This is a genomic window from Burkholderia sp. YHN3-13, assembly GCF_055810675.1.
In genome coordinates, this window is sequence record NZ_JBVVNQ010000005.1 from 361,970 (window position 1) to 375,476 (window position 13,507).

The 13,507-nt window shown below is 64.5% G+C and carries 12 protein-coding genes; 5 read left to right on the forward strand and 7 right to left on the reverse strand.

Features of this window, described 5'->3' with window-relative positions:
* Positions 1-237 precede the first annotated feature (237 nt).
* The 4 genes from AC0KUR_RS15585 (at position 238) to AC0KUR_RS15600 (ending at position 3,619) form a co-directional block, all read left to right on the forward strand.
* Positions 238-1,968 (forward strand): methyl-accepting chemotaxis protein, encoded by a 1,731-nt coding sequence (locus AC0KUR_RS15585; RefSeq protein WP_473376152.1) that lies wholly within the window; start codon positions 238-240, stop codon positions 1,966-1,968.
* Between the two features lie 34 nt (positions 1,969-2,002).
* Positions 2,003-2,533, forward strand: a complete 531-nt coding sequence (locus tag AC0KUR_RS15590; protein ID WP_473376138.1) for a chemotaxis protein CheW — start codon at positions 2,003-2,005, stop codon at positions 2,531-2,533.
* A complete protein-coding gene (locus AC0KUR_RS15595) occupies positions 2,530-2,967 on the forward strand; it encodes a hypothetical protein (RefSeq protein ID WP_124608772.1) in 438 nt (145 codons plus the stop codon). Before AC0KUR_RS15590 ends, AC0KUR_RS15595 begins: the two co-directional genes overlap by 4 nt.
* Positions 2,968-3,349: 382 nt before the next feature.
* Positions 3,350-3,619 carry a hypothetical protein gene (locus tag AC0KUR_RS15600; RefSeq protein WP_034187971.1) on the forward strand — a complete coding sequence of 90 codons (270 nt, stop codon included), beginning with the start codon at positions 3,350-3,352 and terminating at the stop codon, positions 3,617-3,619.
* A gap of 209 nt (positions 3,620-3,828) precedes the next feature.
* On the opposite strand, the gene AC0KUR_RS15605 is transcribed toward AC0KUR_RS15600, so the two are convergent.
* Positions 3,829-5,397 carry a methyl-accepting chemotaxis protein gene (locus tag AC0KUR_RS15605; protein ID WP_124608771.1) on the reverse strand — a complete coding sequence of 523 codons (1,569 nt, stop codon included), beginning with the start codon at positions 5,395-5,397 and terminating at the stop codon, positions 3,829-3,831.
* A 516-nt stretch (positions 5,398-5,913) separates the two neighbouring features.
* On the opposite strand from AC0KUR_RS15605, the gene AC0KUR_RS15610 reads away from it, so the two are divergent.
* Positions 5,914-6,330 (forward strand): hypothetical protein, encoded by a 417-nt coding sequence (locus AC0KUR_RS15610; RefSeq protein ID WP_059556683.1) that lies wholly within the window; start codon positions 5,914-5,916, stop codon positions 6,328-6,330.
* Here the strand turns inward: AC0KUR_RS15610 and AC0KUR_RS15615 are convergent.
* The 6 genes from AC0KUR_RS15615 to AC0KUR_RS15640 form a co-directional block, all read right to left on the reverse strand.
* Positions 6,292-7,227: an endo alpha-1,4 polygalactosaminidase gene (locus AC0KUR_RS15615; protein WP_473376139.1), complete on the reverse strand. Its 936-nt coding sequence runs from the start codon at positions 7,225-7,227 to the stop codon at positions 6,292-6,294. The genes AC0KUR_RS15610 and AC0KUR_RS15615 overlap by 39 nt on opposite strands.
* Positions 7,228-7,272: 45 nt before the next feature.
* Positions 7,273-8,646: an exopolysaccharide Pel transporter PelG gene (pelG, locus tag AC0KUR_RS15620; RefSeq protein ID WP_124608769.1), complete on the reverse strand. Its 1,374-nt coding sequence runs from the start codon at positions 8,644-8,646 to the stop codon at positions 7,273-7,275.
* Positions 8,646-10,292, reverse strand: a complete 1,647-nt coding sequence (gene pelF / locus AC0KUR_RS15625; protein WP_473376140.1) for a GT4 family glycosyltransferase PelF — start codon at positions 10,290-10,292, stop codon at positions 8,646-8,648. The genes pelG and pelF overlap by 1 nt, the downstream gene beginning before the upstream one ends.
* Positions 10,289-11,323, reverse strand: a complete 1,035-nt coding sequence (locus tag AC0KUR_RS15630; protein WP_059556724.1) for a tetratricopeptide repeat protein — start codon at positions 11,321-11,323, stop codon at positions 10,289-10,291. Before AC0KUR_RS15630 ends, pelF begins: the two co-directional genes overlap by 4 nt.
* A 64-nt stretch (positions 11,324-11,387) precedes the next feature.
* Complete coding sequence (locus tag AC0KUR_RS15635; RefSeq protein ID WP_473376141.1) at positions 11,388-12,848, reverse strand: PelD GGDEF domain-containing protein; 1,461 nt, start codon at positions 12,846-12,848, stop codon at positions 11,388-11,390.
* 34 nt (positions 12,849-12,882) lie between these two features.
* Positions 12,883-13,380, reverse strand: a complete 498-nt coding sequence (locus AC0KUR_RS15640; protein WP_080287820.1) for a penicillin-binding protein activator LpoB — start codon at positions 13,378-13,380, stop codon at positions 12,883-12,885.
* Positions 13,381-13,507 lie beyond the last annotated feature (127 nt).

Here is a 13,507-nt window from a genome sequence, read left to right on the forward strand (position 1 = left end):
CACCGCTTGCATGTATTGCCCGGAGCGATCTCGCGGATCGCACCGGGCAGGCGGCGCTCATCCTTCGCGAAACAGCACGCGAAGACATCGAAGCCGGTACCGGTCCCTGCGTGATCGTGATTTCAACGACGGGACGCGGATGAGCGTCGACGCATGTCGATGCCTTCCCGACCCGACGTTTATAACAAGCACAACGACAACCGCTCGACCAGGGCAAACGACAGGGGAAGACTAAACATGAGCTTCGGACAATTGACCGTGCGAGCGAAACTCGCGCTGACCTTCGGCATGATGGCCGCGCTGGTGGTTCTGGTTTCGGTGATCGCACTCGGTGCGCTCGGGGATGCGAACGACAGTTTCGCCAACTACGTCGACGGTGCGCGTGCACGCGCGGAGTTGACCGAAAAAGTTCGTGCGGCGGTACTTCGTCGCGCGGTCGCCGTCCGTAATCTGGTGCTCGTGACGAAGCCCGACGATATCGAAGCCGAACGCGTTGCGATGACGCAGGCGCACGACGAAGTACAGGCACGGCTTCGCCAGCTGAACGAAGCCATCGCCACCAACCCCGACGTGACGGCGAAAGGCCGCGCGCTGGTGGCCGAGATCAACCGCATCGAGTCGCGATATGGCCCGGTGGCCGTCGCGATCGGCGACGCCGCGTTGCACGGCCAGCGAGACCAGGCGATCGGGATGATCGACGATCAATGCCGGCCGCTACTGAAGGAACTCGTCGCAGCAGCCGACACCTACGCCGGCTTCGCAAGCAATCGGGCGGCCGAAAGCAAGCAGGCGTCCGCGCAACAGTACGACAGACACCGCGCGCTGCTGATCGGCATCTGTCTCGCCGCCGTCGCCGCCGCCGTCGTTGCGGCGCTCCTGATCACGCGCAGCATCACGCGCGCACTCGGCGCGGAACCCGGCGCCCTGAGCGACATCACACGCCGCGTCGCGGCGGGCGACCTCGGCACCGTGGACGGCGCCGCGGTCGCGCCGCAAGGCAGCGTGCTGGCATCGATGGGCGAGATGCAGGCGAGCCTCGTCCGGCTGATCGGGCAAGTCCGTACCGCCGCGGACAGCATCGCGACGGGATCCAGCCAGATCGCGTCCGGCAACCAGGACCTGTCGTCCCGCACGGAGCAACAGGCGGCGTCGCTGCAGGAGACGGCATCGAGCATGGAACAGCTCACCGCTACCGTGCGTCAGAACGCGGAGAGCGCGCAACAGGCGAGCGCCCTGGCCAACGGTGCGTCGGACGTCGCGCACAAAGGCAGCGCGGTGGTGAGCCAGGTCGTGGAAACCATGACCGACATCAGCGACAGCTCGTCGAAGATAGCCGAGATCACCGGGATCATCGAGGGCATCGCGTTCCAGACCAACATTCTCGCGCTGAACGCCGCCGTGGAAGCTGCCCGCGCGGGCGAACAGGGTCGCGGCTTCGCCGTCGTGGCGAGCGAAGTGAGAAGCCTCGCGCAGCGTTCATCGAGTGCAGCCAAGGAAATCAAGGCGTTGATCGGCGCATCCGTCCAGAAGATTCGGGACGGCTCGCGTTTTGCCGACGATGCGGGCCATACGATGGCCGACGTGACGAAGGCCGTGGCACGCGTGACAGACATCATGGGTGAAATCGCCGCGGCGTCCTCCGAACAAAGTCGCGGGATCGAACAGGTCAACATCGCGATCACGCAGATGGACGAAGTTACGCAACAGAACGCGGCACTGGTGGAAGAAGCGGCGGCCGCGTCGAAGTCGCTCGAAGATCAGGGCCATCGATTGACCGAGGCCGTCTCGTTCTTCCGTGTCGGGTCCGTGGATAGCCATGCCTACGATCAGCCGGCGACGCGCCGGGGTGCGGCCACCACGGCGGCCGTGTCACGGCCGGTGCGACCGGGCCGCACGCCCGTGACGGAGGCAAGCGCGCCGTCACCCCGTGCCGCGATGGACGCGGCAGCAGACTGGACCGCCTTTTGATACGGCACTAACCATCCATTTTCTGGAGCATGACATGACGGAAGCAGTTGAAATCGCGGAGAGCGTACCCGTACGCGAAAGCGCCGGCGACGCGACCAAGCAGGTATTTGTCGCTTTCGTGCTCGGCGACGACGAATACGGCATCGATATCATGAGTGTCCGCGAAATTCGCCCCTATGTAGAACCGACGCCCGCCGCCGATGCGCCGCCGTTCGTCAAAGGCACGATCAACCTGCGCGGCCTCGTCATGCCGATCGTCGACCTGCGCATGACGTTCTCGCTGGACCCGATCAGCGACACCGTACCGACCGCCATCATCGTACTCGACGGTGCGGAACAGGCGATCGGTTTGATCGTCGACTCGGTGAGCGGCGTGGTCGATATCGATCTCTCCGCTCGCCGCCCCGCGCCGGAGGTCGGGACCGCGATGCAAACGGAATGCGTCACGGGCCTCGCCATCCATGAAGGGGACGACGGCGAACAAATGCTGACCCTGCTCGACATCGATCGACTGATGGAAACGATCGATGTCGGCGCGCGCTGGAACCGGCCGAGCGAAGCTTGATCGACATTCAACCGATGACGAAAGACACGCAACGGCCGCCGGTATGGCGGCCCATCGAGTTTTTGCCGATCCTGTTTTATCTGGTCGACATTCAAGTGGACGAAGCGAGGGCGACCTTCGACAAATTGACCCGGCACACGACGGAAGGACGCATGGCCGATCCTGCGATGCGCGAGCGAGTCACGCATTACTACATCGGGCAACGGAAGCTGTTGCCGATTCAATACGAGCAATTCATGCGTTGGCAATGGGAAGCCACGACTACGGAGCAACGGGAAATGCTCAGGCGGATCGGCGAGCGCGCCGACCACCTCGCCGCGCTGTACGATTCGATCATCGCGTGGCTCGACGAATCGTCCCGGGCAACATCCGGCGTCAAGCAGCCGAACGATTCGTCGACGTTCGCCCGACCTCGATTCGAGCCGGCGCCATGAGCCTATGCGCACTGGCTTTGCGAAAACCCGCCGTGCGAATGAACGGTATCGGCGATGTAACCGGCATCGCCTCCCTTTCCAAACTATTTCGGTTGATTGACGGCAATAAAACAATACCCACATCAACCTCGATCGGCGTCTAATTCGTTGACGCCGGTGTATCGATTGCTTGACACATCTGATTGTTCGCTGTTGGCAGTGCCTTTGTCCGGCATAGGCCTTGACGTGGCACGTCGCTTGCATATTTCGCGCGAACAGGAAGCGGTCCGTGCAACGGTGGACGTAGTCGAAAGCGGACCGGATAGCGCGGCATGCTCGCTTGACCGTCACGCAGCCCCTATGCGCGGCGACATACCGTATGGTCTTCAAACAGGTGCCAAGGATGAACATGCTACCGATCGAGAGCACGCTGCCCGTTTTGACGGATGCGGGCACGCTGCAATTTTCCGCTTATGGATTCGGTTGGGGATATCGCTCGTTTTCGTTATTGCGCGAGACGGTCCGCACCTGCCTCGGCGCCCGGGATACGAGCGAACAGCAGATTCGGCTGGCCTTCGAACTGAATCGGCATCGGATCCTTCGCGCGGTCGGACCATTCTCGGCGATACCGTATCAAGGCGAGACGATTCCCGTTCCGGTCGAGAACCTGTAGAAAGCTTGCGCAGACATTCATCCACGCTTGAAGAGGGGCGAAACGACATGCGGGCATGACGCGGTCGCCACACGGAAGCGCGATACGGCCGGCGCTCGGTTCACCGAACATCCTGCGACAAACTGCCTCGATCCATGAAAGCATCGCCATGCGAGCGACTCGGCGCCTCGCGCATCGACTTCGAGTGGAGCACCGAGATTCGGGGGGCGTCAGTGCGCGAGCGCGCGACCGATCCTGAATACCCCGACCACCTCGCGCAGCGTGGTCGCCTGCTGTGCCATCGCCTGCGCGGCCGCCGATGCCTGCTCCACGAGCGCCGCGTTCTGCTGCGTGACCGAGTCCATCTGGCCCACGGCGACGTTGACCTGCTCGATACCCGTTCCCTGTTCGTCCGACGCCGATGCGATTTCATTCATGATGTCGGTCACTCGCCGCACGGACTGCACGATCTCCGACATGGTGGCGCCCGCGCGTTCGACCTGCTGCGACCCTTGGGCCACGCTTTCCACCGAACCCGTGATGAGATCCTTGACTTCCTTGGCCGCGTTCGCGCTGCGTTGCGCCAACGTGCGCACTTCGCCAGCCACCACCGCAAATCCGCGCCCCTGCTCGCCCGCACGCGCGGCCTCGACTGCCGCGTTCAGCGCGAGGATGTTCGTCTGGAACGCAATCCCCTCGATCACGGTGATGATTTCGGCAACCTTGCCTGAACTGCTCGAAATGGCGCGCATGGAGTCGACCACCTGGTTCACCACTTCGCCGCCGCGCGTCGCGACCTCGCACGCGCTGCCCGCGAGCGCATTCGCCTGCCGGGCGTTTTCCGTATTCTGACGAACCGTCGCGGTCAACTGCTCCATGCTGGCCGCCGTTTCCTCGAGCGAAGCCGCCTGCTCCTCCGTTCGCTGCGAGAGATCCAGGTTACCTTGCGCGATTTCGCCAGCCGAAGTCGTGATCGATTCCGCGGTCGACTGGATTTCCGACACGATGCCGCTCAGTTGCCGCCGCATCGATTCGAGCGACGCCATCAGGCTGCCGCGATCGTTCGGCGCGACCGGCACAGGTGCTTCGAGATTGCCTTCGGCAATACGCCCGGCCACGACCGCGGCGTCGGCGGGCTCGCCCCCCAGCGACCGCATGATTCCGCGCGTGATGACGGTTCCCAGCACGATCGAGAGGACGACGGTGATGACGCCTGCTGCCGCCAGCGTCAACTTGGTCAACGCAGTCAAGCTAGCCACTTCCCCTGAGCGCTGATCGAGCAGCGACTGCTCGGCCTCGTTCAGCTCGGCGGCCACGGCTCGATAGCGATCCATGAACTGCTTGTCGTTGCCCTGCTTGAAGTAGTCGATCAGCACGTTGGCCGGCTGCGTACCGGCATTGACGTCACGCCGCATCGCGATCAGCTTGTCATCGATCTCCGCCACCTTCCGATGCATGTCGCGCAGTGTCTCGAGACGACGCTGCTGCGCCGCGTTGTCCGCGGTGAGGCCGCGAACGACATCGAGCGACGCGGCGAACTGCTTGACGCCTGCCTTGTAGGGCTCCAGAAACCGGTCATCCCCCGAGGCCACGTAGCCGCGCACGCCCGTCTCCATGTTGACCATGCTGGTCAGCATGTCGTCGTTCGCTCGCAAGACCTGGTAACTATGAACGTTCCAGCCGTTCGCCTGATTCAGCTTCAGAAAATTGACGATCGAGATCGCGCTGCCGATCAACGATATAAGTACGACGATACCGAATGCAACGCCCAGCTTCCTGCCGACTGTCATGGAGCCCATGCTTGCTTCCCCCCGTGTGTTGTTGTTCGTTATGTCGGCACGCAAGCAAACTTCCTGTAACTCATGCATTCCTCGCCTGAGGAAACCTTTCGCGAGATGGTCGGATATATCGGTCGGCTTGCCCTGACACGCTTGCGCCTCAGGTGACTATCCGTCCTCGCAAACGATCACGGGCGTATTATCTTTTTATCGATTGCCGCGAAAAACGTCGCGTCGGCCGTGATGAAAATGCAGGACGCCCTCGTCACTGGGGAAACGGGAAACGGGAAACGGCAGCGCGGTCGCATCGTCGCGTACCGCGACGAGTACGGATTTCCATACATCGGTGTCACGAACCGTTGACACATGGGTTTCAGCCCTGCCGGCCAACCCTTGCCTGATCGAGCGGACCCGATGGCATACCGATTGCATGTATTGCGCGGTCGATGTCCAGCCAGTGGCTCAATACCGGCGCGCGCAGCGTGGGGGACTCTCGACACAGATCGACAAAACAGTCATCCCGGCGGATTTCCAACGATGAACGACACCACGCGACAAGCGCCGGCATGGCGACCGATCCGGTTTTTGCCGACCTTCCTTTATTTGTTCGACGCTCAACTGGACGAAGCGCGTGGGATACAGGTCAAACTGACCACGCACAAAATGGAGCCGCACGTGCTGGACGGCGCGATGCTTGGACGAATCCGGCATTACTACGCCCGGCAACGAAAAACGTTACCGATTCAAGACGAGCAGTTCATGCGCTGGCAAGCAGAGGCCACGACCGCCGAGCAGCGAGAAATGCTTGCTCGCGTCAGTGTGCACGCAGACGAACTCTCCGGGCTGTTCAATTCGATCATTGCGGCAATCGACGCGCTGTCTCGAGATACGCTCGACAGCAGTAGGCAGAATGCGTCAATCTCCGCCGAACCTCGCGTCGCGGCATCGCCATGATGCCGTCGCATCGGGGCCCGTGCCGACGGTGCGCAACGCTCCGTCCGTCACATACGGAATGAGACCCGTCGCGCGAATCTTCGCGGCGATCGTGTCGCGGCACGCCGCGTCTTCCGGCGGGCAATAGTCGATCGAGACCACCGGTAGCGCATAGCGCGCTTTAATCGCCTTTGCTTGCGCGAGCAACCAGTCGCGATCCGCCGCGGGGACGGCGCCGTAACGCCGGTTGCGCTGATCCCAGTTGCCGAACAGCGATTCGAATGCAACCGCGGCGATCGCGTCATGCACCTTCGGCAAGATCTCGAAGCCGCGGTTCAGGATCAGTTGCGCAGTCGGATAGCGCGATTTCACGGCGTGGATCACGGCGACCAGGCCAGCCTCCTGTTTCGCGCGCGCCGCTTCCGTCTTCGCGACGAGCTGGTACGAATCCAGCGTGTCGAAAAAGAAGCCTCGGTACCCACGCGCCCACAGCGGCGCGATCACCTGTTCGACGAAAAACGACGGCCACCCCTGCGCCGACTGATCGACGACCGCCGACGCCCATGTCGTATTACGCCCGAACAACCACCGTTTCGGCATCCTGCGCGCATAGTCGCGCTCCTGCGTGACTTCGCCGACGCTCACATAGGCGAACCACGCGGGGCGTCGCACGTCTTGCGCACGTGGATCGAAGCCGCTGTCGGGTTCGACGACAACGACATCGAACTTCTCCAGCTGGCGAACCGGCACGTCGTTGCCGTAGAAGAACGCGACAGAATGCGCACGCATCGCATCGGCCGGATCGCACGCGTCGGGCGACGATACGGGCGGTGCGGGTTGCGCATAGCCTGCCCGCCCGCACAGCGCACCCAAGATGACGACTGCGACGGCGGCCGCGGCCGGCGCCAGCGCCATCATCGGCCGCCCGTGCGGCCGACGGATTCGGAATGAAAACATATCTCCTCAATGACGCAACATATAGGTTTCGTATTCGAGGCGGCCGAACTTGCGGTCGAGCAGCAGGACCGCCGCGACATCGAGAACGAGCAGCGCAAGCGCGAAGCCATAGCCGTATGCATCCGGCGTCATCCATAGCGTGATGCCGGTCAGCACGCCGTTGAGCGCGACGAACGCCGTCGACAGCGCCACGACCAGCCGGCGCGCGTCGAGATAGAAGAATACGTTCAGCAAACCCAGCAGCAGCACCTGCAGACTCGCGGCGATCACGTCGACGAGCAAAAGCGGAAGGTACAGCGTCGAGATATGCAGGGCCGCCAGCAGCCAGTGACCGAATGCGACGATCAGCACCAGCACGGCGGCCTGCACCTTGATGATTTCATACAGCCCGGCGCGCACGCTGCCGACCATCATGTCGCGCATGTCGTTGATGTGCCGCAGCGTCGCACCGCTGCGCACGGCTTCGTAGAACGCATCGTAATACTCGACGAAGTCCGCCTCGATGCGTACCAGGAACGTCGCCATCCCAGGCATCACGCAAACGTACGCGATGAACACGGGTATGTCGTAGATCACCGATGCACGCAACGGCCCGATCACCTGCGCACCCGTGCCCGGTGCATACCAGAACATGAACTTGTCGAGCCATACGCCGAGATTGAACAGCAGTCCGACAAGCGCGAGCGTCGGATACGCGAAGCGCCGGTCGAGCATCTCGAACGAGACGAAGCGATCGCTGCGGTAGTTTCGGTAGATCAACCCCGAAAGCCCGGCAAGCAAGACGAGATGCCCGGCGACGAAACCGCCGAGCAGGCCGCAAATGCCCTGCCGGTTCAGCATCAGCGCGAACGCGACCGTGCAGCCGTATCCGACCAGGAATACCGCGAGAATCTGCCGGTACTGTTTCACGCTGGACAAAAAGATCACCGCGATCCAGATATTGCTGACGATGACGAATCCCGCGACCATCAGCAGCCGATACAGCAGCGGCTCGCCGCGAAATCCCGACGCCACCGCGATGAAGCCGGCACATCCCGATGCCGCCGTGGCAATCAGCGCCACACCGTTATAGTTCGACAGCACGAGATCGTCGCGCTTCTCGAACAGCCGGTCGGAGATGAAGCGCGTGAACGACAATTGCAGCGGCCCGGTCAGAATCAGACTGCACGCGATCAGGTAAGTCACCGACACCTGAAACTGGACGATCGCATATTTGGGTATCACGAACGCGACGCTCATCACGCCGATGATCAGAATTCCGAATATCGACAGAATCAGCGGCCCGGAGCTGATCAGCCCCGCATACGCGTATGCGCGTGCGACGCCGAAGAGCGTCTGTTGCCGCAGGATCTTGCGCAACTCGAAGCCGATGCCGGCCATCAGCGGCCCTCCTTGCGCGAGCCGGATGCAACCACGCCCGCACCTGCATGGTGCACCGGGCAGCCGGCTTCGAACGGCCGCCCGCGGCGCATCCGGTCGGGGGCGATCGCGAGCGCATCGTACAACGCCCGATACCGGTCGATCATCTGTGCACGCGTGTAGAAGCGTCGGACGCGGGAGAGGCCGGCTTGCTGCGCGGCCTGCCAGCGCTGCGCGTCGCCGAGCAGGTCGAGCGCCGCCTGCGCGAACGCGGCCGGATTCGCGATCGGCACGACCGCGCCCGCGGGCCCGAACGCGCGGTCGTCCTCTCCGAGCCCTTCGATCAGTTGCCGGCACGACCCGACGTCCGTGGTAATCGACGGCACGCCGGCCGCGAAACCTTCGAGCACGACGAGCGGGAGCGCCTCGCTGATCGAGGTCAGCGCGATCACGTCGACTTTCGGCAAAATGTCGTGCATCCGCTGGAAGCCGAGAAAGCGCACCGTCGTCGCGAGCCCGAGGCTCTGCGCGAGCGCCCGGCATTCCAGCGCGTACGCGGGATCCTCTTCTTCCGGCCCGACGATCCAGCCTTCGATTTCCGGCATCGTCCGCGATGCGATGAACATCGCGCGGACGAACGTCTTGATGTCCTTGATCGGCACCACGCGGCCGATCAGCGCGACGACGTGGCGCGGGCCGCCGTCCCGCTTGTCCAGCAGCGGCGCGAAGCCGTCCACGTCGACGCCGTTCGGAATGTTGCGCGTCCGGGCGGCATCGGCGCCGTCGGCGATCTGACGGTGCCGATTGGCCTCGTAGAGCGCGACGATCTCGTCGGCCGCGTCGTAGGCGAGCTTGCCGAGTGCTTCGAAGAAACGCACCCACAGCGCGCGAAAATAGCTGATCGCCGATATGTCCCGTTCGAACGCGCCCCGGTTGTCGCGGATCCACTCGCTTTGCAGCAGATCGATCTTGCGTTCCTTGGTATAGATACCGTGCTCGGAAACGAGTAGCGGCCGGCCCGTGCGGTAATGCAACAGCGCACCGAGAAAGCCCGCATAACCCGTCGATACTGTGTGATAGACGCGCGCCGGCGGCAGTCCGCGTGCGATCCGCGCAAGCTGCCACAGCGGCTTGTGCATGATCCGTACCGTCCAGAAGTAGTCGGTGAAGGACGGGTCCGTGCAGTAGCGGCGATAACGCTCGACGATGAAGTCCCACGCCGCGCGGCTGGTGGAAAACTGCCGCTCGTTCAGCGGTCCGTCGTCGTCGATCAGTTGGACCAGGTCAGCCATCAGCGCAGCCGGATTCGCCACGACGCCGTCCGCATCCCGCCCGCGCCACGCATCGTGCAGCGCAGCCGAACGCCTGAACGCTTCGGCGTCGCCGGGAATCTCCCGTGCGCTGCCCGTATCGGCGGGCACGTCGCCATACAGATAATGGGACTCGAAGTGGACGACGTTGTCGGGCAATGCGTACGCGGCGCCATGATAGTCGTCTTCCCGGCTGCCGATGAACACGATCGCGAAGTGCTTGTGCGGGTAGGCACGAATCATCTCGTTGACCCAGCTCGATACGCCGCCTCGCACATACGGGAACGTGCCCTCGAGCAGCAGGCAAACGTCGATCGCGGTCGACGGACCGGCACGGCGGTGAATGGACGGTTTCATGACGACCAGTAACGAACGACGGGATTGAGAACGGGCAGCGCGGCCGCGTTGCCGAGCGACGCGAGCAGTTCGGCCGTGCGCGGATACTCGCCACGCAGGAATGCAGCCTCGGCAAGCCACGGCACGAGACGCTCGCGCGGAAAGCCCCATTCGAGCGCACGGCTCATGTATTGCACGGCCGCGTCTGCGTCGCCGGTCGCGAGTGCGAGGCGGCCGCGAACGAGCCACATCGCCGCGTCGCCTGCGTCGATCGCGAGCGCGGCCTGCGCGTGGCGGTCGGCCTGTTCGCGCGTGTGCCCGTGCACCGCACCGAGCACGAGATTCTGATAGACCAGCTCGAAGTACAGCTCGGCAAGCCGGCGATGATTCGCCTGGCGCGTTGCATCGTCGTCGGCGGCATCGAGCGTCTGCTGCGCACGGAAGATGTTCTGCGCGATCTCGTTCTCGGCGCGGTCGAGCGTGCCGTATGCGATGAGCCGCACGTCTTCGAGAGGATCGGCGAGCAGATCGCGCAGCAGCGTGCCGGTCGTGCGCGTCGGCATGCTCTGGATCGCAACCAGCGCGGAGAGCCGATCCGACGCGGCCACCCGCGTATTCACGAGACGCGCCTGCAGACGTGCACCGCCGCCGTGCGAGACGCGCGACACGAGATAGGTGACGAACTCGGGCAAAGGCACGTCGGCGTATGCGTCGTCGCCCTGCTTCGCGGGCCAGCAAGCCGCCCACGCACAGCTGGCCAGCACGACGAGGCCGCCGCCGACCGGCACGAACGTACAGGCGAGCCAGAGCGCCGCGAGCGTCCCGTTGCGTTGGGTTCGGTAACGTTGCGGCAGCAACTGCCGGTACAGCACCGCCTGCGCCGCGCCGCCCGCCACCATCGCCCCGAACACGGGCCACAGGGGGTCAACCGACGGTGCCAGGACGGTCATCGCCGCCCCCACCCGGGCGGACCCGCCGAACTGCACGAGCACGGCATACTGCAGCGCCGCGACGATCGCAATGCCGACGCACGACGCGAGTGCGGCCAGCATCGACGCCGGCGGCACGCGCAACGCGTGCCGCTCGAGACCGGGCGCCCGCGAACCGGATCGCGGCCTAGACATGAACGCCGCATCCCTTCAGCAGGCGCTGCAATGCCGCCCCCGGTTCGAGGCTGCCCAGATGCAGCGTATGCACGCCAATCCGCGCGCCTTCGAGATCGAGACCGAACTGCGCCGCGAAGCTCGCCTCGATGCGCGCGAGATAACCGTCGACGCCGGCCGTATCGGTCGCCGGCATCAGGTTCACGAGCACCGATTGCGTCGGCGTCTTCAGCGGCCATATGAGATCGAGCGAACGGCGCCCGCGCATCACGTGCTCGAACAGCGAATCGTCCGCCTCGTCGTGCTGGAACACGAGCGCGACCAGCGACGACGCGATCCCCGACTCGCGCTGCAGGCGCGTCAGACGCGCGATGTCGAGCGCGAATTCGTACGGGCATGCCGGTACTGCCGCCACCACGTCGCGCACGCACGCCGCATGCTCGACGCCGTCCGCGTAAAAGCCGAGCAGCACCAGCAGCAGTTGCAGATTATCGAAGTTCAGCGACAGAAACGGCATGCGCTTGATCGCGAGCAACGCGATCAGGCGACCGTCGGCGCACACGACCGGCGCGGCGACCAGCAGCGCCGTATTCGGCGCCACGTCGCCGCCGCTCTTCGGATGGGCGATGCATTTCGTCTCGAGCATGCGGGCCACGAGGCCGTCGCGCGGGTCGAAATCGAATGCATCGCCGAGCCGCGCAACCGGTTCGCACACGATTCTGGGCGACTGCGTCGCGCCTTCGACCGGATACAGCGCCGCCACCTCGATCTGACATGCCTGCGCGACGAATTCGAGCAGCGCGTGCGCACCGGGTAGCCGCACCGTGCTCGCCACACCCTGCGGAGGCGCATCGAATCCGTGCGCGAGCGACAGACGGCGCAGTTCGGTGATCGAATCCCGCAGCGTGGTCGGCTTCGACAGCAAATCCTTTTCCAGCCGCTCGTGCGACAGACGCATCAGGTAGTGGCTCTTCGTGATCGCGACGAGCCGGTCGTTCAGATAGTCGTTGAGCGCGTTCGCCCGAGTTGCGCGAGCGCCCCACGTGTCGCCGAAATGGCCGACGACGATCGTCTGCAGCAAGCCGCCGGCGAAGCGCTGCAGCGGCCACACTTCGCCGGCCGCGGCAGGATGCAGGTGGGCGACGCATTGCCATGCGCCGATCATCAACGCGTTCGCGACCAACCCGAGCAGCGTCCCGTAACGCAGCGCGACGACGAGCGGGCCGAACCACAGCCACGGAAAATCCGCATGCAGCAGCAGCGGATCGCTCCGGTCGAAGTGCCACGCAAGCGCGAGCACGATCAGCATGAACACGATCGTTTCCACGACCGAAATCGGCCGCGCAACGGCCGGCGCGACGAGACGGCGTATCCTACTCAGGTGCCCGAACGGATTCGTCTGGCGCGATCGAGGCGACGCCGATGCAGGGCCGCTCCCGCCGTGAGGGTTATCGGTAGCGTTCGCGGAGCTCATGGTCGTCTTCCGGTGCAGTCGTGTCGAGCACGCATCACGAGCGCGGACGCAACGGCGCGAGCAGGCGGCCGACCAGCGCATTCGCGACGCTCGACAGGCTCGAACGGCTCCAGCCGCTGCGCGTACCCGCGGCGCTCCAGACGACCCGGCCCGACTCGACGTCGACGAGTTCGAAGGTCAGGCCGGCGACCGGCTCGCCGTCGACGCCCACCTTGTAGCGCCACTCCTCGACGGCGCCGGCCAGCACGTACTTCACGTGATGCTCGCGCGCCCACGCGAGCCGACGCTCGCCCGTGTCGCGCTGCGCGGTGTCGAACATCGCGTTGCCGTCTCCGTCGGCCGGCGCGAGACGCACGTCGGCCAGCCCGTTCGCGCGCAACACGGTCGCCGCGAGCGCCGCGGCGCTCCCGCCCGCCGCGGGCGTTTCGGTGAAGTTCGCAATCGGCGCGATCGCCACCGCATCGCTGGCCGCGAGCGTCGGCGCCGCAGTCTGGCGCATCGAGCCGCAGCCCGCGAGCACCGCCGCCGACATCGCGATCGCCGCGCCCCAACGGACGAGCCGGGCTGCCTCCGCGCAGCGCAACCATCCGGACCGTACAGCCGCTTCGTTCATCTCGTTCATCGAACCACTCCCTACTCACTTCGTTGTATGCATCATC

Excerpts from the sequence above, each read along its gene's own strand:
- AC0KUR_RS15600 (WP_034187971.1), top strand. The coding sequence starts at position 3,350 with ATGAACATGCTACCGATCGAGAGCACGCTGCCCGTTTTGACGGATGCG.
- AC0KUR_RS15630 (WP_059556724.1), bottom strand. The coding sequence starts at position 11,323 with ATGCTGGCCGCACTCGCGTCGTGCGTCGGCATTGCGATCGTCGCGGCG.
- pelF (WP_473376140.1), bottom strand. The coding sequence starts at position 10,292 with ATGAAACCGTCCATTCACCGCCGTGCCGGTCCGTCGACCGCGATCGAC.
- AC0KUR_RS15590 (WP_473376138.1), top strand. The coding sequence starts at position 2,003 with ATGACGGAAGCAGTTGAAATCGCGGAGAGCGTACCCGTACGCGAAAGC.
- pelG (WP_124608769.1), bottom strand. The coding sequence starts at position 8,646 with ATGGCCGGCATCGGCTTCGAGTTGCGCAAGATCCTGCGGCAACAGACG.
- AC0KUR_RS15635 (WP_473376141.1), bottom strand. The coding sequence starts at position 12,848 with ATGAGCTCCGCGAACGCTACCGATAACCCTCACGGCGGGAGCGGCCCT.
- AC0KUR_RS15610 (WP_059556683.1), top strand. The coding sequence starts at position 5,914 with ATGAACGACACCACGCGACAAGCGCCGGCATGGCGACCGATCCGGTTT.
- AC0KUR_RS15640 (WP_080287820.1), bottom strand. The coding sequence starts at position 13,380 with ATGTCGGCGGCGGTGCTCGCGGGCTGCGGCTCGATGCGCCAGACTGCG.
- AC0KUR_RS15585 (WP_473376152.1), top strand. The coding sequence starts at position 238 with ATGAGCTTCGGACAATTGACCGTGCGAGCGAAACTCGCGCTGACCTTC.
- AC0KUR_RS15605 (WP_124608771.1), bottom strand. The coding sequence starts at position 5,397 with ATGGGCTCCATGACAGTCGGCAGGAAGCTGGGCGTTGCATTCGGTATC.
- AC0KUR_RS15615 (WP_473376139.1), bottom strand. The coding sequence starts at position 7,227 with ATGATGGCGCTGGCGCCGGCCGCGGCCGCCGTCGCAGTCGTCATCTTG.